The sequence below is a fragment of the Brachyspira innocens ATCC 29796 genome (assembly GCF_000384655.1).
Classification (GTDB): domain Bacteria; phylum Spirochaetota; class Brachyspiria; order Brachyspirales; family Brachyspiraceae; genus Brachyspira; species Brachyspira innocens.
In genome coordinates, this window is sequence record NZ_ARQI01000128.1 from 90,488 (window position 1) to 110,071 (window position 19,584).

Annotated in this window: 23 protein-coding genes; 5 read left to right on the forward strand and 18 right to left on the reverse strand. The window is 28.4% G+C overall.

What is annotated here, in order from left to right; genetic code table 11:
- Nucleotides 1-66 precede the first annotated feature (66 nt).
- The 7 genes from F811_RS0113850 to F811_RS0113880 all read right to left on the reverse strand — a co-directional run bounded on the left by F811_RS0113850 (nucleotide 67) and on the right by F811_RS0113880 (nucleotide 6,901).
- Nucleotides 67-900, reverse strand: a complete 834-nt coding sequence (locus F811_RS0113850; RefSeq protein ID WP_020005836.1) for a DinB family protein — start codon at nucleotides 898-900, stop codon at nucleotides 67-69.
- A 66-nt stretch (nucleotides 901-966) separates the two neighbouring features.
- Nucleotides 967-1,494, reverse strand: coding sequence for a ComF family protein (locus tag F811_RS0113855; RefSeq protein ID WP_020005837.1), 528 nt, complete (start codon nucleotides 1,492-1,494; stop codon nucleotides 967-969).
- Nucleotides 1,487-2,002, reverse strand: coding sequence for a hypothetical protein (locus tag F811_RS0113860; protein ID WP_020005838.1), 516 nt, complete (start codon nucleotides 2,000-2,002; stop codon nucleotides 1,487-1,489). Before F811_RS0113860 ends, F811_RS0113855 begins: the two co-directional genes overlap by 8 nt.
- 68 nt (nucleotides 2,003-2,070) lie before the next feature.
- Entirely contained in the window at nucleotides 2,071-4,020 is a 1,950-nt protein-coding gene (locus F811_RS0113865; RefSeq protein WP_020005839.1) for a lysozyme inhibitor LprI family protein, read from the reverse strand.
- A 128-nt stretch (nucleotides 4,021-4,148) separates the two neighbouring features.
- Complete coding sequence (locus tag F811_RS0113870; protein ID WP_020005840.1) at nucleotides 4,149-4,937, reverse strand: ABC transporter ATP-binding protein; 789 nt, start codon at nucleotides 4,935-4,937, stop codon at nucleotides 4,149-4,151.
- A 27-nt stretch (nucleotides 4,938-4,964) separates the two neighbouring features.
- On the reverse strand, nucleotides 4,965-5,873 hold the full coding sequence (locus F811_RS0113875) for an ABC transporter permease (RefSeq protein ID WP_020005841.1): 909 nt from the start codon (nucleotides 5,871-5,873) through the stop codon (nucleotides 4,965-4,967).
- 59 nt (nucleotides 5,874-5,932) lie between these two features.
- Nucleotides 5,933-6,901 (reverse strand): ABC transporter substrate-binding protein, encoded by a 969-nt coding sequence (locus F811_RS0113880; protein WP_020005842.1) that lies wholly within the window; start codon nucleotides 6,899-6,901, stop codon nucleotides 5,933-5,935.
- A gap of 342 nt (nucleotides 6,902-7,243) precedes the next feature.
- Here F811_RS0113880 and F811_RS0113885 point away from each other — a divergent pair, with 342 nt between their 5' ends.
- From F811_RS0113885 to F811_RS0113905, 5 genes are all read left to right on the forward strand, one after another.
- Nucleotides 7,244-8,209: an Rpn family recombination-promoting nuclease/putative transposase gene (locus tag F811_RS0113885; RefSeq protein WP_020005843.1), complete on the forward strand. Its 966-nt coding sequence runs from the start codon at nucleotides 7,244-7,246 to the stop codon at nucleotides 8,207-8,209.
- A gap of 408 nt (nucleotides 8,210-8,617) precedes the next feature.
- Entirely contained in the window at nucleotides 8,618-9,064 is a 447-nt protein-coding gene (locus F811_RS0113890) for a hypothetical protein (protein ID WP_020005844.1), read from the forward strand.
- Between the two features lie 14 nt (nucleotides 9,065-9,078).
- Nucleotides 9,079-9,633 carry a hypothetical protein gene (locus tag F811_RS0113895; RefSeq protein WP_020005845.1) on the forward strand — a complete coding sequence of 185 codons (555 nt, stop codon included), beginning with the start codon at nucleotides 9,079-9,081 and terminating at the stop codon, nucleotides 9,631-9,633.
- A gap of 73 nt (nucleotides 9,634-9,706) precedes the next feature.
- Entirely contained in the window at nucleotides 9,707-11,692 is a 1,986-nt protein-coding gene (locus F811_RS0113900; protein WP_020005846.1) for a TonB-dependent receptor plug domain-containing protein, read from the forward strand.
- A 170-nt stretch (nucleotides 11,693-11,862) separates the two neighbouring features.
- A complete protein-coding gene (locus F811_RS0113905) occupies nucleotides 11,863-12,996 on the forward strand; it encodes a 1-propanol dehydrogenase PduQ (protein ID WP_020005847.1) in 1,134 nt (377 codons plus the stop codon).
- Nucleotides 12,997-13,082: 86 nt separating this feature from the next.
- Here F811_RS0113905 and F811_RS0113910 read toward each other — a convergent pair whose 3' ends face one another.
- The 11 genes from F811_RS0113910 to F811_RS0113960 are packed head-to-tail and all read right to left on the reverse strand — an operon-like array spanning nucleotide 13,083 to nucleotide 19,583.
- Nucleotides 13,083-13,511: a cupin domain-containing protein gene (locus F811_RS0113910; RefSeq protein ID WP_020005848.1), complete on the reverse strand. Its 429-nt coding sequence runs from the start codon at nucleotides 13,509-13,511 to the stop codon at nucleotides 13,083-13,085.
- 28 nt (nucleotides 13,512-13,539) lie between these two features.
- Nucleotides 13,540-13,815, reverse strand: a complete 276-nt coding sequence (locus F811_RS0113915; protein WP_020005849.1) for a BMC domain-containing protein — start codon at nucleotides 13,813-13,815, stop codon at nucleotides 13,540-13,542.
- A 9-nt stretch (nucleotides 13,816-13,824) separates the two neighbouring features.
- Nucleotides 13,825-14,133 (reverse strand): hypothetical protein, encoded by a 309-nt coding sequence (locus F811_RS0113920; RefSeq protein ID WP_020005850.1) that lies wholly within the window; start codon nucleotides 14,131-14,133, stop codon nucleotides 13,825-13,827.
- Between the two features lie 17 nt (nucleotides 14,134-14,150).
- Nucleotides 14,151-14,696 carry a BMC domain-containing protein gene (locus F811_RS0113925; protein WP_020005851.1) on the reverse strand — a complete coding sequence of 182 codons (546 nt, stop codon included), beginning with the start codon at nucleotides 14,694-14,696 and terminating at the stop codon, nucleotides 14,151-14,153.
- The gene (locus tag F811_RS0113930; protein WP_020005852.1) at nucleotides 14,693-16,063 is read right to left on the reverse strand and encodes a 4Fe-4S dicluster domain-containing protein; all 1,371 of its coding nucleotides are present in this window, start codon (nucleotides 16,061-16,063) and stop codon (nucleotides 14,693-14,695) included. The genes F811_RS0113925 and F811_RS0113930 overlap by 4 nt, the downstream gene beginning before the upstream one ends.
- Before the next feature lie 16 nt (nucleotides 16,064-16,079).
- Nucleotides 16,080-16,352: a EutN/CcmL family microcompartment protein gene (locus F811_RS0113935; RefSeq protein WP_020005853.1), complete on the reverse strand. Its 273-nt coding sequence runs from the start codon at nucleotides 16,350-16,352 to the stop codon at nucleotides 16,080-16,082.
- An 18-nt stretch (nucleotides 16,353-16,370) separates the two neighbouring features.
- Complete coding sequence (locus F811_RS0113940; RefSeq protein ID WP_020005854.1) at nucleotides 16,371-17,006, reverse strand: hypothetical protein; 636 nt, start codon at nucleotides 17,004-17,006, stop codon at nucleotides 16,371-16,373.
- Between the two features lie 28 nt (nucleotides 17,007-17,034).
- Nucleotides 17,035-17,874 (reverse strand): ethanolamine utilization protein EutJ, encoded by an 840-nt coding sequence (eutJ, locus tag F811_RS0113945; RefSeq protein WP_020005855.1) that lies wholly within the window; start codon nucleotides 17,872-17,874, stop codon nucleotides 17,035-17,037.
- Nucleotides 17,871-18,503, reverse strand: coding sequence for a phosphate propanoyltransferase (gene pduL / locus F811_RS0113950; protein ID WP_020005856.1), 633 nt, complete (start codon nucleotides 18,501-18,503; stop codon nucleotides 17,871-17,873). Before pduL ends, eutJ begins: the two co-directional genes overlap by 4 nt.
- Nucleotides 18,500-19,255 carry an ethanolamine utilization protein gene (locus F811_RS0113955; protein WP_020005857.1) on the reverse strand — a complete coding sequence of 252 codons (756 nt, stop codon included), beginning with the start codon at nucleotides 19,253-19,255 and terminating at the stop codon, nucleotides 18,500-18,502. Before F811_RS0113955 ends, pduL begins: the two co-directional genes overlap by 4 nt.
- Before the next feature lie 22 nt (nucleotides 19,256-19,277).
- Complete coding sequence (locus F811_RS0113960; RefSeq protein ID WP_020005858.1) at nucleotides 19,278-19,583, reverse strand: BMC domain-containing protein; 306 nt, start codon at nucleotides 19,581-19,583, stop codon at nucleotides 19,278-19,280.
- Nucleotide 19,584 lies beyond the last annotated feature (1 nt).

Genomic DNA, 19,584 nt, shown 5'->3' on the forward strand with positions numbered 1-19,584 from the left:
ATAATAAAATTATAAGCTCTTTATTTAAATTTTTTATTTTTATATTCAAAAAACTACTCTATATAATTACACCATAGTCATCAAATTAGAATAATCATTTTTATATCCCATTTGATCTAAAAGAACAGAAATCTCTCCTCTATGATGAGTGCTGTGATTTAATTCATGCATTATTAAATGATATCTTGGCTTTTTTACTTCTTTATTAGGCACTACAACCTTACCTGATATATTAAAATTATCTATAGAATTAACAATAGCTATTATAACATCATCAAGTTTTTTTCTTACTTCTATTAATGTTTTCAAATCTTTATCTATATCTCTATTAAAACTAAAATCATTATTTAAATATGTCAATACCTCTTCATTAGCAATATTTTTTTTATTTGAATATTTTCTGAATATACCAAAAAAATACATATCGCATTGAATCATATGCTTAAATATTCCATATATGGATTTAAAATAAGCACCAGTTTCTTTTTTCAAGTCATCTTCTTTCACTGTTAATAACACTTCAATAAGCTCTTCATTAGCATTTTTATTATATAAAGCCATTAGATTCATCATTTTTTTTGCTGTTTTATCCGCAGGCTTTTTCACAGTCTGATTTTCTTTTAATTTTTTACTATCTTCTATTCTCTTACTGACTTTATTTGTAGTATCATCTTTTTTAGCATTGATAAGATTTGTTTTCATCTGCTTTACTTTATCTGTAATATTTTTCTTCTCTTCCTGAAGTTTTTTTAACTGCTTAGCTTTTAATTCTTTAACATTCTTCTTTAAATCTTTTGTTATACTTGATTTTATTTTTTCTATATCTCTAATTTTCCTGTCTAATTTTTTAGATTCCATTTCAATTTTTCTAGTAAGTTCTTTTATCTGAGCTTCCATCATAATTTAAATCCTTATATTAATTTTGTTTTTATTATATTATTTTATTTTGATAATTCAATATTTATTTTAACTAAAAATATGATTTCTATAGCAAAAAATTAAACATTCCAAATAATAATTAAAATTTAATGCTTCAAATAGTTTAATAACCTCTTTTAAAGTTTCACCTGAAGCATAAACATCATCTATTAAAAGTATATTTTTGTTTTTTAATACCAAACTTTCTTTTATTTCAAAAGCATTTTTAATATTATCCTTTCTTTCTTTTAAACTTTCCAAAAATTTTTGTTCTTTTATATTTTTAATAATTTTTATTAAATCATACTTTTTGATATTAAAGTTATCATTTATATAATCGGCAAAATAATTCATAACGCATGAGTTTTTATTTGAAGGTATATAAAGAAGTATATCAAATTTATTATTATTTGTTTTTATATAATCATTTATAGAATTAAAAATATTAAAAGGAGTTTCTATTTCTTTCTTTTTCAAAGCCCTTATTTCATCTCCAAGTTCTTTATCTAAATCACCAAGAGCTGTTACTTTTATATCATCTATATAAAAAACTTTATACGGCTTAAAATTATTCATTGATAATATCTTTAATCTTTTTTTCTTTGAATATAAAATACATCAAAACAGAAAATACAAAATTCACTATAATTCCTTTATATCCGCTTAAAAGTCCTCTAAACCAAGCATCAATACTTACATCAAAAATAAATGTTAAAATAACAGATGAAAATCTTGCTAAAATAAAAGCAAACAATGTAAGCAATATAAAAGAAACTTTTTTATTTCTAAAAAATAATACTATAGCAGAAAATATAACACCCTCAAAAATTAAAAAGTATAAAGTCGGAGGCATAGGCATATTAGTAAGGAAATAATTTATAAGAGGTGATATAACAGAAAGAAGAATTAAAAATAGAGGATTTAATATATATGCTCCCAAAGATAAAGCAAAAAATATAGGCAGAAATTCCTTTCCATCTAATCCTAAATAATGAACTGCTATAGGAGAAGCTATACTTATAAAAGTAAGAAGAATCAATATAAGAGCATTAATATTTGTTTTTCTTATAACTAAACTTTTCATAATAATAACCTTTAATATTTTAAATCATGCAAAATTATAAAATAAATTAAAAAAATTACAAACTCTTATTATTTAGTTTCTAATATATTAATCATTTCTTTTTCTATTTCTTCAACATCACCCTGTTTATCCTGAATAGCTTTGGTCTCTAATCGTCTGCTTTCTAATAATTTTTCTTTTCCGTCTTCATTGAGTTTTTCTCTTTCCCTGTAATAATTATCACTTATAATTTTATCGGCTATTCTCAATGTTTTATCAGAAACTATAGCCTTATCAGAATCACTGCCTGCTTTATTCATATCAAAACTTGCATCTGTTTTTAGAGCTTTTTCAATTAAATCTGCTTTCCATAATAATTTAGGCATAAATTTATAATTTTTATAAGTAAATTGAACTACACTAACAATGCCATTTTCTGTAAATATATCCTGAGCTGTATTTGTCTGATAGTCTACAAGAAGCATTTTATTTTTTCCTTCTTCCTCGTATATCTTCTGATAAGTATTTAAGCCCTGCTTACTGCTGCTGTTTATTGACTTTCCAGCTGCACTTTCCAAATCAAGCTCCAAATTATCCTTAAGAAGCAAAGTATATGATGCTATACCTCCTCTTCCTCCAGAATGTTCATAAGTACCAGTTACCATTATCTCTTCTTTGCCGTCATTATTTATATCACATAAGAAAAAATTAGGATAATATAATGGAAAAGATAATATATCATTTAAATACTCAGCATATTCTTCGCTTTGAAACTTTCCATTAGTAATAAAATTAGAATTAGTAACAAAATCTTTTAAATTATTATTTTTAATAGAATTAGTTTTAGCCAAAGTTAATTTTGAATCATCGCCAAGACGAAAATTAAATGTTTCATCTGATTCATAAACTGCATACCTTGTATTTCCAATAAACAGAGGATTAAAATAATAAACTTCTTTTAATTTATCATTTTCAATAGCATAAACAAAAGTATTTTTATTAAACTCTAAAAAATACAAATCGGAAAACTCATCATACTTTTCTTTAGGAGATGTATTTTCAAGATTATAAAAGTTTTCATAATATTCTATATTAGGATCTATTTTATTTCTGTTCAAAGCCCCTGATGCATAAGTTCTTATATATCTGTTCATTATGTTAGTATTTAATACATCTTTTATTACACCAATAGAAGATATATGTGCTGTACCTTCATAGATTATTGAAGATATATTATAATTATTTTCATTATAAACATCTAAATACCCAGTATTTTTTGATATATATTTTAAGAATTTTTTTTCAAAAGCATCTGCAATTAATTGTTCAGCTCTTAAATCTTCTGGTGCTTCTATTATATAATTAACTAAATTCATTTTGTTTGAATATATTTCATTTGCATTATCATATTCTCCTACAATACCTATCATCATTGATATATTAGTACCGCCTGCTTTTTTCCAATCTTTTAAATGGTTTTGCAAATCTTCAAAACAATATAATGAATCACATGCCATATGAGATAAAAACAAAGCAAAATAAATATCAGCGTCTTTATTGTTAATACTTAAAAGCAAATCTCTAGCCTTTTTTAAAGCCAAATTTCTCTCTACATATATATATTCTGAAGCATAAAATGGAGTGAAATCATCAGCATACAAATCATCTCCTGATATATCATCTCTATAGCTGTAATGATAGGCATTAGATATAAAATCTATAGCATATTTCTTTATATCATTATCTCCAACAAGTTTCTTATTAAGAAAATCTTTATTTCTGTTTATAATATTGCTGTAATATGCATCCTGATAATAATTTGTTAAAGCATTGCTAAAACTATCTTTATCAACTCTAACAGCTTTATATGCATACTTCATATCAAAAAACGGGAGTTTATTATTAATATTAGTTACAATTTCTTCTTGAGTATTATTAGATACATTTGTATTATTCGTATTGCTTGATTTAGAATTATTACTGCAGCCTGAGAAAATTAGTATAAGAATAAAAAATACTATATAGAATTTATTAATCATAACACCCCCGCAATTTATTTTCAGAAAACATATTTATCATAATCTATGCCATTATATATAAATTATATATATAAGAGAGTTTTTTTACAAGCATAAAATAAACTGCTCTATATTTAAGTGTATGCATATTAAGATAATAATAATTTGTCGCTTAAAGAACCATCAGCGGTTTCAAATTTTTTGAGCAAGTCTGATATTTCTAAAGATTTTTTCTCTTCGCCTGAAACATCATATATAATATTACCATCATTCATCATTATAAGTCTGTTGCCGTAATGAATAGCATCTTTAATATTATGAGTAACCATAAACGCTGTAAGTTTATCTTCTCTTATTATCTCTTCAGTAAGCTCCAATACTTTTTTAGCAGTTTTAGGGTCAAGAGCGGCAGTATGTTCATCTAATAATAGAAGTCTAGGTTTTTTAAGAGTTGCCATAAGAAGAGTCAAAGCCTGTCTCTGTCCGCCTGATAAAAGACCTACCTTTGACTGAAGCCTTGTTTCAAGTCCTAAATCAAGCCTTTTTAACTTTTCTACATACTCTTCTCTTTCAGCATGAGTAATCCCCCATCTCAAAGTTCTAGGCTTTCCTTTTCTCTTTGCAAGTGCAAGATTCTCTTCTATACCCATATTTGAAGCAGTGCCTACCATTGGGTCCTGAAATACCCTTCCAAAAAGTCCAGCTCTTGCATACTCCTTTTTGTCTGTGATATCAACTCCGTCAACAGATATAGTGCCATAGTCAACTTCATAAACTCCAGCAATCAAATTAAGAAGCGTAGATTTACCAGCTCCATTTCCGCCTATAACGGTAACAAAATCTCCGTCATTAAGTTTAAGATTAACACCTTTAATTGCTTTTTTCTCTGTAATAGTGCCTTTATTAAATGTTTTATAAACTTCTTTTAATTCCAACATATTATTACCCTCCGATATTAATCTTTATTAACCTTTTCTTTTACCGCCTACAACTCTTGTAACCTTTCTATTTAATACTGGCACTGAAAGAGCAATAGCAACGATTATCGCTGTAAGAAGTTTTAAGTCAGTAGCTTTAAGTCCCAACTGAAGAACTATCGCAATTATTATTCTGTATATTATAGAACCAAGCACCACAGAAGCAAGTTTGTACCAGAAAGAAAATCTATTTCCAAATACAACCTCACCTATTATAACAGAGGCAAGCCCTATAACTATAGTACCTGTTCCCATACCTACATCAGCATAACCCTGACTTTGACTAACTAGAGCACCTGATAAAGCAACCAAAGCATTTGATATCATAAGTCCAATTATTTTCATAACATTAGTATCTACACCCAAGGCTCTAATCATCTTTTCATTGTTTCCAGTAGCCCTTATAGCACAGCCCATCTCTGTACCAAAAAACCAATACATTAGAGCTATAATAATTACAGAAAATATAAATCCTACAAGCAAATCGGATAATACTTTACTCAATGAAAACATATTTTGAATTATAGTCAAAGATGTATCCATTCCTAAAAGAGGTATATTAGGTCTGTTTCCCATTACCCTGATATTAATAGAATATAATGCTATCATAGTAAGAATACCAGCCAAAATACCGGGAATTTGTAATTTTGTATTTAAAAATCCAGTAGCAAATCCAGCCAAAGCACCCGCTAAAAAAGCAAAGAATAAAGTAAAAAAAGGATTCATACCATTAGATATAAGTATAGCACTTACAGCACCGCCCAATGCAAAACTTCCGTCAACAGTTAAATCTGGAAAATCCAAAACCTTAAATGTTATATAAACTCCAAGCGTCATTATACCCCAAATTATACCTTGAGACGCTGCACCTTGTATAGCAAGTAAAAGCCCTTCCATATATACAAACCCTCTTTTATTATTACTTTATTTTATTTATTACTTTTTATTATTTATCATTATTTATTATACAATGATTCTGGTATAGTTATACCTATACTATTAACCATATTAGTATTAACAACCAAATCAAAAGTTTTTAAAGTTTCTATAGGCATATTGGCAGGCTGTTTTTCACCTTTTAATATGGATACCGCCTGAGTAGCTGTTAATTTGCCAAGTTCATAATAGCTTATAGCATAAGTAGCAGTTCCGCCTAGCATAGTCATACCGCCCTCTCCGCAAACTACTGGAAGTTTAGCAGGTTCAGCAACTAATGCCACTGTAGCCATACCTGCTGCTATCATATTATCAGTAGGAGTGTAAATTGCCTCAACTCTGCCTATTAAACTTTGTACCATCTGCTGTATTTCATTAGCTGAAGTAACAGTAGCGTCTATATATTTTATACCCATAGAGTCTAATTTTTTCTTTGCTATATCCATTTGAAATACTGAGTTCTGCTCGCTTGAACAATATAAAAGTCCTACAGTTTTTAAGTTAGGAGTAATCTCATTTAATAATTCTATCTGAGCTTCTACTGGAGTTAAATCTGAAGTACCTGAAACATTTCCGCCCGGTGCATTATTATCTGCTACAAGTTTGGCAGCTGCTGGGTCTGTAACTGCTGTAACTAATATAGGTATATCTTTTGTCATATTAGCCACTGCCTGTGCTGCAGGTGTTGCTATTGCAAGTATCAAATCGCTTTTATCATTAACAAACTTCTGAGCTATAGTAACACAGTTTGCCTGTTCGCCCTGAGCATTCTGATAATCTATAGTAATATTTTTTCCGTCTTCATATCCTGCCTCTTTAAGTCCGTCAACAAAACCTCTGTATGAAGCATCTAAAGCATCATGCTCTATTAATTGTAAAATTCCTATTTTAAATACTTTATCTCCAGATGCATTTGAAGAAGATGATGAATTAGAACATGAAATAAATATCATAGACATAATAAGAAATGAAGAAGATAAATACTTCATAAAACAAACTCCTAATTTAATAATTGATGAAAAAATCACAAAAACTACATATAGTAATTATACTACATATAATAATAATGTCAATTAATAATCAAAGACTATATTAAAAGTTTATGACTTTTTTATATACATAAAAATATAGTTTATTAATTTTATATTTTTGAAAATGTATTATCAACTTTTTGATGTTTTTTGCATAAACCTGAAAAATCATACTTTATTTATATATTAAACCTAGTCTAAAAAACTGGAGTATAAAGCAAGTCTATTAAATACTGCAAATATTTTTAAATTAAAAAATTAATTTTTGACAAACTAAAAAAATTTCAGTATAATTAAGCTATGAAAGAGATTAACAGACTTAATGATTTATTTGTACGATATTTAATCGGTACTGAAGGTGATGAGGATATATTAGAAAATATTGTTAATGCTGTTTTAAATGATGCGGACTTTGAATCGGTAAGCAATCTTGAAATTATTAATCCTTATAATTTAGCTTCAAATGAAAACTTAAAAGAATCTATTCTCGATGTTAAAGCAAAAACAAAAGACGGTAAAAAGATACTTATAGAAATACAGTTAGTAGGAAACAATAATTTTATAAAACGAATATTATATTACATAGCAAAAAATATAGCTTCTGAATTGAAAGAAAATGATTTATATAGAGGTATAAGTCAGATGATTAGTATCAGTTTTATCAATTTTAATTTAACTATAGGAAATGAAACAGATATAAAAAAAGAACATAAATGTTTTACACTTGCAGATGTTTATAATCCTAATCTTAGATTGGACGATTTACAAATACATTTTATAGAAATTAAAAGATTTGCAGAAATATTAAAAAATGTTAGTATAGGTGAATATAACAAAAATAAACTTTTATCTTGGATTGACTTTTTTACAACTAAAGATTTAGAAAAAAGTATAAATAAACTATTAGGAGGTAATGATATCATGCCTAAAGTTATAGACAAATATAAAAGATTTGTAGCTGATGAAAAAGAGATGTCTGCTTACAATGAAAGAGATACTTTTCTTTACGGACAGGCTGCTATGCTTCAGTATGAAAGGTCAGAAGGAAAAAAAGAAGGCATAGAGATAGGTTTTCAGAAAGGAATAGAACAAGGAATAGAACAAGGAATAGAACAAGGAATAGAAAAGGGAATAGAACAAGGGATAGAACAAGGCTACAAAGAAAGTCAAATAAATATAGCAAAAGAAATGAAAAAAGAGAATATGGACATCAATCTTATAAGCAAATTAACAGGCTTGAATGCTTCAGATATAGAAAAACTTTAGAAATATTGTATAATTTTATGCTTAAATAGATAATTAAGAGTTCAATTTTGAAACAATAAAAGTATCATTTATGAAACAAATTAAACGAAAACAAAACTAGTTTAATAATTTTTATATAATTTTTTAAAAAGTTTACTTATAAAAGATCTTGATATAAAAAAACAAACATATATAATATATTGTATTCTATGGGAATGAGGGTGCAAATCCTTCGCTGGCACGCAACCGTAAAGCTTAATTCTATTTATAAACAGTTATAAAGAATTAACAAAGTCGGATACCATTTAAATAGTCGAGTGCACTATCTAAAAAATCCTGCACTCCTTTATTAAATAGCTTTTAATTTTTTAATTTAAATAAAGGAGCATTTTTATACAAAAACAAATCAAAATTTTATTAACAATTCTAATGGCTTTGGTATTATCAGTATCATGTTCTAAAAACAACCCGAACGACCCAACAAAAACTAAAGAACAGATGCTTCAGCAAAAATGGCAGGACAATGACACAACTTGGGGAATTTCTCAATATATTATTACAGATAGTACATTTGATAGCTTATATAATGATTCGGTAAGCTATTCTTTTTCTATATCAGAAATTGTTTGGAACTCAGATAATAAATCTGGAATTATATACGGAAAATATACAGCCAATTCATCTTCACAAGAAGTAGTAGGAAAATATTATGCTGTTTCATTTAAAGATTTGACAGATACAACTGTAAAAATTTCTGGTGCTTATAAAAGCGGAGGAGTTTCTGCAACTGACAAATTAGAAGATGCAAAAACTACATTCACTGAAGCTGATGGTTATTTTGGTGCTTATTCAGATTGTACTGCTGTTGCTCAATAATTTAGAGGTATCCTATGAAAATTAAAAAATCATATTTGTTAATTATAATATTTGCATTAATTATATCTTGTTCTAATCCTTCTACAAATCCTGATAACAATAACAATCAAAATACTTCGTCATCTGTAAAGGCTGTAACTTCTGGAGTGCATACTATACAATACGGCAGTAAAACTTCTGAAATTGATGTAACAGATGAAGCTCAGTTAAAAACTTTATGGATTACTCTAGTATCTGGAAAAACCGTTTATAAATCAAGTGATTATTCATCTGTAAGCGGAAACTTTGATGCTGAAGGCAATTATTATGACAGTACCGATACAGTAAATATAAGAACAAAAATTATAAAATGTGCAGTATATGAATATAATAATAAAAAATATCTCGCTGCTGTATATCGGGATAATAAAAATACAGGCATGCCTAGCAGTTACCGTTTGATAATTGCAGACGAAAAAGGCATTGAGCAGGCTTGGTATGGCGGCGGAAGCGATGAAAGTGTTATACCAAATGCAAATACTCAGTGGACTAAATATGATTTTGTTTTCGGATATTTAAAAGAATATTAATTTAATAAAAATATAAGGGGCGGTGATATAAAGCCGTTCCTTTTTATATAAAATAATACAAATCTATAAAAAAATGAAAAAAATAAATATTTACTCTGCAGCATTATTTATAATAACAGCTATATTTTTTTATTCTCAAAATATAAATGCTCAAACCTACCTTATAAGAGAACTTAAAGGCGGTATTTGGGTTACTTCGCAGGTTGAAATTACTAATGCAGTTCAGACAAATAATACAAACAGCACTGCAAACCCTGTAAAAATCCCTAAAACTCCTATAAAGATTAATAACAATGTAATAACCTCTGAAGAAATTGAAAGAAGAGGATATAAAAATGCTCAAGAAGTGCTTGCTAATCAGGCTGGATTTGTAAATAAAGGCTCTTATATGGGAAATGAAACAGTTGAACCTGCTGGCGGAAGTGCCGACAACATGAAAATATATGTTAATGGCGTTCTTATGAATACAGCAAAAGGCAATGCTGATGCTGGAGTAGATTTAAGAAGAATACCTGCAAATCTAATAGAAAAAATTGAAATTATAGGAAACAGTATTTATATTACTACAAAAACTCCTTTGGAGGATATTGTATTAGTATCTTTGGGCTACGGAGCATACAATACTATAACGCCTTCAATACTTTTTTCAAAAAACTTTGACAATAAGCATATTATTACTTTTACTGCAGACTCCTATTACACTGACGGCAATTATTATTATGATTTTTTAAATAGTTCTCAAAAACCTATAGTAGGATATATTAATGATAATAAACAGCTTATAGTAAACTCATCTCTTGACTACAGATATAATTTTGAAAATAAAAACTACATAAGAGCTTTTGTTAATATATCATATTCGGATGCAGTATCAAAATATCAGCTTCCTCCTATAAATACAACAGACTCATGGTTTAAGTTTACAACATTAACATCTTCTGTTTCATACAATGGATTTTCTGATATACTTGATTATAATATAAACTTATCTTATGTTTTTGATTCTTTTGTTGACAGACCTTATTATCAAAACGGTAAACCTGTATCAGATTATCAGTCGCATGCAATAGCATTAAATACTACTCTATCAAGAATGGATGAGCTTCTGCCAAATATTATAACATTCTACAATAAACTAACTCCAGAATACAGATATGATTTTTTAATTGAAGATAAAAATGCAGTAGAAAAAAATTATAATTTCACGCCTCAAAGACATTCTTTATCATTATTATACGAGCCTCAATTATCTTTCGGATACTGGGATAATAACATTCCTATATTCTCATTTCTTCCAAGCATAAAATATGAGTTTCAGCATGAAGATTTTGATATAAACAGAAATAATAATTACTTAGCATACAATATTGCAGCAAATCTAAACTTCTACAAAGGATACAGTTTATATTTTTCATACTCTCATGATTATTCTGTTCCTACATTCAATGATTTATTTTATAACAACTACGGAAACCCTAATCTAAAACCAGAAGAATATAATCAAATATACACTAAACTTACATTAGAGCCTGTAACAAATTTAAAAATAGAAGCCTCATATACATATACAACATACACAAATAAAATAGTTTGGTATTCAACTGTTCCAGAAAATGTAGACATCGCAGTTTCGCATATAGTTACACCAAGCATCGAATATAGTATACCTTTTGCTAAATATCATAAGATAAAAACAAGATTAGGCTACTCTTATCAGCTTGCTTATATGGGAAAAAATAAACTTCCAAAAATAGGTTTGCCAGAACATGTGGTTACTGCATTACTTGCTTATGACTTTATACCAAATCATAAAGTATTAAGTTCATTATCATTAAATATTTATTATACATACTCCACCCCAAGACCTTTATCAGAATACAGACCTATATATTATTCAGAAGTTTTTCATGACTTTAATATATCATTCTATTCTATATGGTTTGAGCATTTAATATTTTCTATGAACTTTAAAAATATTTTTAATAAAACTCCTATTCTTTCAGCATATTCTATAGCAAAGCCTTTTACTTGGGAATTTGAACTTGGGTACAATTTTTAATACTGTAAAATTATTATGATATTAAAAATACATATTTTGATAATATTCTATTGACTTTAAAGTATATAGATGTATACTCTAAACATCAAGCAATAGATCTTTTAATTTTTCCCTATCTTTGTATGAAAATATATGTAAAAAATAACATAAACAGATAGGAGTTATTATATATGATAGAGTTCATTTTAAATACAAAAATAATATCTGGAAATAATGCTTTACTTGAATTAGATCTTTCAAAGTCAAAGCGTGTTTCTATATTTACAGATAATAACATGCTTAAAATTGGGGCTTGCGATTCTACTATAAACCTATTAAAAAATAAAAATATTAATTATGAAATATTTTCTGATATAGAACCAGATCCTAGTTTTGAGATAGTTATAAAATGTTTAAGTAAGATTTTATCATTTGATTCTGATACTATAATAGCAATAGGAGGCGGCTCTGTAATAGATACTGCTAAATCTGTAATATATTTTGCTTTAGAAGTTAATAAAAGAATGTCTGATAATTTGAAAAAACCTATTTTTATAGCTGTGCCTACTACAAGCGGAACAGGCTCTGAAGTTACTTCATATGCCATAATAACAGATAAAGAAACCCATAGAAAAGTGCCTCTTCTATCTAATGAAATGCTTCCAGACATAGCTTTATTAGACCCTCAGTTTACTATGACAGTACCTCCTAGAATAACAGCAGAAACAGGAATGGACGTCATGGCACATGCTTTTGAATCGTATGTTTCTGTGAATGCTAGTCCTTTTACTATGCCGTATAGTGAACATGCTATAGTTGGCATATTTAATAATATATCTAAAGCTGTACATAATGGAAAGGATATTGATGCCCGTATAGCCATGCATGAACTATCCTGTATAGCAGGGGTTGCTTTTAATAATGCTGGTTTGGGTTTAATACATGCTATGGCACATGCACTTGGAGGAAGATTTAGACAGCCTCATGGAAGGGCTAATGCTATATTAATGCCTCATGTTATAGAATATAATGCCAAAAATTGTGAAAAATCTGCTAAAAAATATGCTAAAGTTATAGATTTATTAAATGTAAAAAATATTGATGATGTTTCAGCTTCATGCGAAATATTAAAACATCTAATTTTAGAATTAAATAAAAATATAGGAATAAATCAAAAAATAACAGAATATGGTGTTGATAAAAATGAATTTGAAAATGCTATAGAAGAAATGGCTTCAAATGCTTTAAAAGATGTATGTTTATTAACCAATCCTGTTAAGCCTAGTTTAGAAGATGTTAAAAATATTTATAGAAAACTTATATAAATATAACTGAATATAATAAAAACTGCAAAATTAATTATAAAAAATATTTTGCAGTTTTTAATATATAAAAAATATAATATAAATACTTAATTATTTGAACAAACTACACGCAAAAATTTGGCATAGAAAGGCGTAGAGAAATTAACACAATCTCCTTTTAATACTGATACTATTTCCCCTTGCTTAGCTTCAGTTATATTTTGATTACTCTCAGCTATAAGAACACCCTCTAAAACAATATAAATCTCATCACTATTTAATACGCATTTGATAGAAGAAGCATTCAATTCCATCAATAAACATTTTAATGCCCCTCTCTCATCTGTATTAAAAACATCTGTTATATACACATTTTTATCTATATCAGATTGAACTTTATTAATATCTGAAATATTTTTCTTTATTATTTTTCTGCTATTTGAATTATTTTTATCCTTATATCCAGAAGCAGTTCCAGTATGTAAAAAGGTGCAGATTGTTTCTGACACAATAGACTGAATATCTTTATTTTCCATAATCCGCAAAAACTCCTTTAGTTTTTATTTAAGGTATAATACGCCATAAATCATTATGAGGCTTTGCAATAACAGTATATCTGCATTTACTATTTAATTTTTTTATAGCAATTTCAGCACTTTTTACAGCCTCTTTAATATTGGATATACTGCCCGCTATAATAATAACAACTATACCTGAACCAATACGTTCTTTATCTATAACTTCTACATTAGCTGCATTTAAAAGAGTATCCAAAGCACTAATAACCGCAACATATCCAGTAGTTTCTATTATTCCAATAGATAAATTCAAATTTTCCATTAAAAATCTTTATAAATTTACTCTATTTAATACTTCAGTTATAACTTTTTTTATAATCTTTTCATCAGTGATATTAAGTTTATTAACTAAAATTTTTATAGTCTGTTTTACTATCTCCGTACTATCATCTTTTACACAAGAGCATCCGCAATTATCAGCAATATCTTTTTTATAAACTATTTTTATCCCTTTTGATTTAATAATATCCATAGCACTTGGAGTAAATATCACATTATTATCAGTTTCTATAATTTCTGTATTATCTTTTATAAGATCATAAACATTCTGGCTATTATAAAGTATTTTATTTTTATTCATAAATACACACTCCAAAATTATAAAATAGAATTATATAATTCATCTATAGGAGAAGGCAATATACAATAATCAACAACAAGCCCCTCATCTTCAGCCTTTTTAATTCCAGCCTTAACAGCCTCTTCAACAGCACTAATTTTTCCAGTCATTGTAATATAAGATTTTCCGCCTATAGCAAAACCAAGCCTAACATTAACTAATGACACATCACTGGCCTTAGCAGCATCATCAGCACCCTGTACAGCAGAAGCAATAGAAAAATATTCTATAACTCCAATAGCCTCTTTAGGAAAATCTCCCAAAGTACCATTAATAGCTTCTATAACTGTATCATGAACATTTGCTATTACAAAAGAATTAATTACAGAATGCCCTCCAGCATTAAGAGCCGCATTTTTAGATGCTTCTACAGCCCCTACATCTCCGCTGAATATAACAATATACTTTCTGGGGCATACAGAATGAGATCTCAAAACCTTAACATTCGCAGTTTTTCCTATATAATCTGTAACTAATATTCCTTTAGCTATACTGTTCAATTCTATCATTCCTATAGACTTCATTTAATACTCTCCCCATTTATAACTATTTTTTCACTGTCAGCAGACTCTACAATACCATTAATACTTGAATGAATATTAGCCCCAACTTTATCCATCGGTACTGCAGCTATAATTTGACCTTCTTTAACTAAATCCCCCTCTTTAACTAAAGCCTCAGCAGGCATTCCTATATGCTGCCTTAATTCTATACATACTTTTGAAACTTTAATTTCTTTAGGGTTGTCCATGTCTGCTTCATCATGGTCATATTTATCCAATTCCAAAATTCTAGTAAGTCTGTTAGTTGATACCCTTCTATATTCTATAGAAGAGTGTACTCCATAATCTTTTACATTTCTATCCAATTTAATATTTGCTTTTCTCAAAAGTGATTTAATGTATATATTCATGTTTGAAGGATTAATACCCATAGGACAAGAATAAAGTTCGCATATACCGCACTCACAGCAGAAATATGCCTCTTTAAGTATATCCAATACATTCTCACTATTATTTTCTATATTATCCAAATCAGCAAATGCTGAAGTACGCATAACCAAATGAGGGTGAATTTTATGACCTATTAAATTCCTAGGGCATAACTCAGAACAAGCAGAACATTGTATACATGAACATTTAGCTAAAGAAATCATCTTATCATAATTTATATTTTTCTTTTTTACCAAATAATGATCATTATCAATAACTATCAAAGCTCCAGTTGTTTTCTTAACAAACAAATTATTAGTCTCTTTTATAGGATAATATCTTCCCATCATGGGACCGCCGACTATAACGTATTTATTATCATCATTTACGCCAGACTGATATAAAATCTCTCTTAAATTAGCACCTATAGGAGCTTTAACAATAGAAGGTTTATCTACTTCTCCTAATATTGACATATATTTTGAAGTTACAGGTATATCGCTTAGACTATCATAAATATTGCATAAAGTAGCAACATTAAACACAACACAGCCCTCTTCTAAAGGTATACCCCCAGCCTTAATAACTCTTTTAGTAATATTATATACCAAAGTCTGTTCATCACCTAAAGGATAAAAACTTTTAAATGTCTTTATTTCTATAGGAGCATTCTCTTTTTTTATGGCTTCAGATAATGCTTCTATTTGCTTAGTATATTTTTTCTTAGTGCCGATAATTATATGTTCAGCTGATATTTCATTACCTATAACAGTTAATGCTTTTATTATTTTATCAGCATATTTTAACATTAAGAACTGATCCGTTTTTAATAGGGGTTCGCATTCTGCTGCATTAGCTATTAAATATTCCACTTTTTCAGGCAATTTTATATGTGATGGAAAACCTGCTCCGCCAGCACCAACAATACCAGCATTATATATTTTTTCTTTCAAACTCATATATAAACCTTCATTTTTATTTATTTAAATCAACCTGATCCACTATTCCCACTATAACTGCATCTATAGGCAGCATATCTTTATCACCCTGAGCATTTCTAGCACCGCTTCCAGAAGTAATAATAACTATATCGCCTATACCAGCCCCTATATAATCACAAGCTACAATAATATCCAATTCTTTACTAGTATCTGGTTCAAATACTCTTGTAATTAAAAGTTTGCTTCCAGATAAAGCCTCCTCTTTTTTTGTAGCCCATACACTCCCTATTACTTTTGCTAGTACCATTAATAATTCCTTTTAATTTTATTCATTATAAATAATGTTTATTTTATTTTCTTTTATATAATCCATAACAAGCGGTGTAATTATAACATTATTTCTTACTATAATACTTGAATAATCTTTAACAATATCCATTATATCACTTTTAGTAACAACTTTTTTATCAGTAAAATCAAATGAAGCTGATGAACTTTTAATTTCATTATTACTATTTTTACTAAAATATGATAAAAAACTTTTGCTATCAAGTATTATAAGCCCATAAGATTTTGCAGTATTTTCAAGCTCTAATAATTTAGAAAATAATTGATTAGAAGCTGTTTTTTTATAATTATCAAATTTATCATTATCTTTTAATGCTAAAACTTTTTTTCCAGATAATAAAGCATTAATTATAAAAGAAGTATTACTGTCTTTATATAAAAGATTAGATATAGAAGATATAATTTCAGCCGATAAATCATCTATTATAAACATACAATGATTATTAAAATCACAAGCATTATTAGATATATCAACTTTATACCCCATATTTTCTAATTCGTTTTTGAAACAGAAACTATTATTATCTGATAGAACAAATACAGAATCTATGCATGTTTTATTTAATTGATTTATAACTTCTAGTACAATTTTTTTTAATACTAAATCGTCCATAAATTTATAATACTTCCTCTAATTTTTATTAATTCTTATTATTTTCAACCAAACTCATAGCTATGCCCAAAGGAGTAACCAAAAAAGGATTTTTAGGCTTTATAGTATGCACATTAGTTTCCTTTTCAACAACATTTTCAAACCCGTCCAAACATACTGTACCGCCAACCAAACATATTAAATCTACATTATAATCTTTTATATGCTTGCTTATTATACTCCCTACTTTTTGTATTACTGGAAGAACAATTCTAAATATCTCTTTTGAATTATTTTTATCCTTCTTTTTATTTTCCGCTTCGTTAAAAGAAATGCCATAATTTCCAGCAATAGTAAGAGTAAAATGAGTTCCGCCAGTAGGCTCATCAGCCGTGTATATCATTTTACCATTATTAAATATAGCAATACCAGTGGTACCTCCTCCCACATCAACAACTGCTCCGTTGTCTATATTTAATATATAGTTAGCAGCTTCAGGCTCTTCTATCACATTTAACACCTCAAACCCAGCACTTTCAGCTACATATCTATGAGTAGCAACTGATTTGTTGTTAACTCCGGGCGGCATGGCAATAGCAGCATTTACAAGCTCAACTCCAAGCCTATTTTCCAATTTTCCCTTTAATTCTCTAACAATAGAGCAAGCCCTAGAATAATCAACAACAAGCCCATCTCTCACTACTTCAGCATATTGAAGCTCCGTTGCTATAGGATTGCCTTTTGAATCTAAAACTACTAATACAATATAAGCAGTACCTAAATCAACACCTACATACAGTTTATCATTTATATTAAAATCACCATTTTTTTCTATACAGTCAGTCGTCCTATCTATAATAGAATCAACATATTCAAATGAAAAACTCATAAAATGATCTCTCCATATCCCTGACTGAGTAAACCGCATGCATTTGCCTCATCAAAATCTATATGCATAGCAGGCATAAATTTATCACTAACCCTTACAACAACCTCATCAAATATTAAAGATCTAATACCATAAACTTTAACTTTAACTATCTGACCATTATACAAATTCCATTCTGAAGCATCTTTTTCTCTTAAATGTATATGTCTTTTAGCCACTATAACAGAATTTTTAGCTTCTATACTTCCATTTTTTCCAATTATAGTTATATCTCCAGCCCCCTCGAGCTGCCCTGATTCATTAATCGTTATATTTTTAATACCTAATGCCCTAGCATCAGATATAGATAATTCTACCTGAGTATTTTTTCTCACAGGACCTAATATAGCTATATTATTCATTTCTGACTTAAGACCAACAAGTTTAACACGCTCCTCACTTAAATACTGTCCGGGCTGTGAAAGATCTCTTTTCGGAGTTAAAGAATAACCTTTTCCAAACAATATCTCTAAATCACTTTGAGACAGATGTACATGTCTTGCTGATATTTCCACCTTTATGATTTTTCTTTTGCTAAGCTCATATTTAATGGAATCAGATACTTTATTAAAAAATGAATTATCTGTCATTTGCTTATATCCTTACCAGTATGTGCCATTAACATTAATATATAAACAGCACTGCTCATACGATTCAATAACTTTATAAGGTCATCTCTCTCATTTTTTAAAGCATTATATGCAGCTAGTTCCACTTCTCTAACAGCCGTTCTTATAAGATTAAGTTTTATAACAGTAAAAGGCATATTACAATTAACAAAAATATGATCGCATCCGAAATACTCTTTTGGGTGATGAGACATTTTTCTAATCTCTTCTTCTGTCAAATCAAATATGGTATCAAACTCTAAACTTTTATTTGAAACCTCAGAATATAATATAGTATGTATTAGTTTCTGATATTTTTTTAAGTATTCAAGCAATTTATCCTCATGTCTTTCTTTAAACTGATACTGTATATCAACAATTAAAGAAAGCAGACTGTCTAATTTTCCCCTTAGCACTATCCTAGGATGATTTTTCTCAACTAATACATTATTATATAAATGAGTATAATTTTCAGGTTTAGTATTCAATTTTTTATTTGTACTATAGTCTATATAATACTCCATATTTTCTATTTCTTTTATACCATAGGATTTAGGACTCGATGTAGAACTTCCTGCATTAAAGCTGCCTGATTTTATTTTAAGTTCTATTTTGCGTGAAGCCAAATATTCTTTAGCAGAAGGAGTTACAAAAACACCCTCTTCTATAAAATATTCTGATACATCTCTGTTAAGTATCTCGCTTCTAAGCATTTGTTCTGTTAAAACTTTCATAATAAACCTATTACTTTATATATTACTCTTCTTTACTGCTATTATTAACTTGCGGAGCTGGAAGAAGTGTTTCCACTTCTTCATGAGGTCTTGGTATTACATGCACGCTGATAAGCTCTCCTACTTTAGCGGCTGCTGCTGCTCCTGCATCTGTTGCTGCTTTCACTGCTCCTACATCACCACGTACCATAATTGTTACTAAACCTCCGCCTACTAATGTTTTTCCTATTAGATTAACATTAGCTGCTTTTACCATAGCATCTGCTGCTTCTATAGCAGATACCAAACCTTTAGTTTCTATCATACCTAAAGCCATAGAACTTGCCATA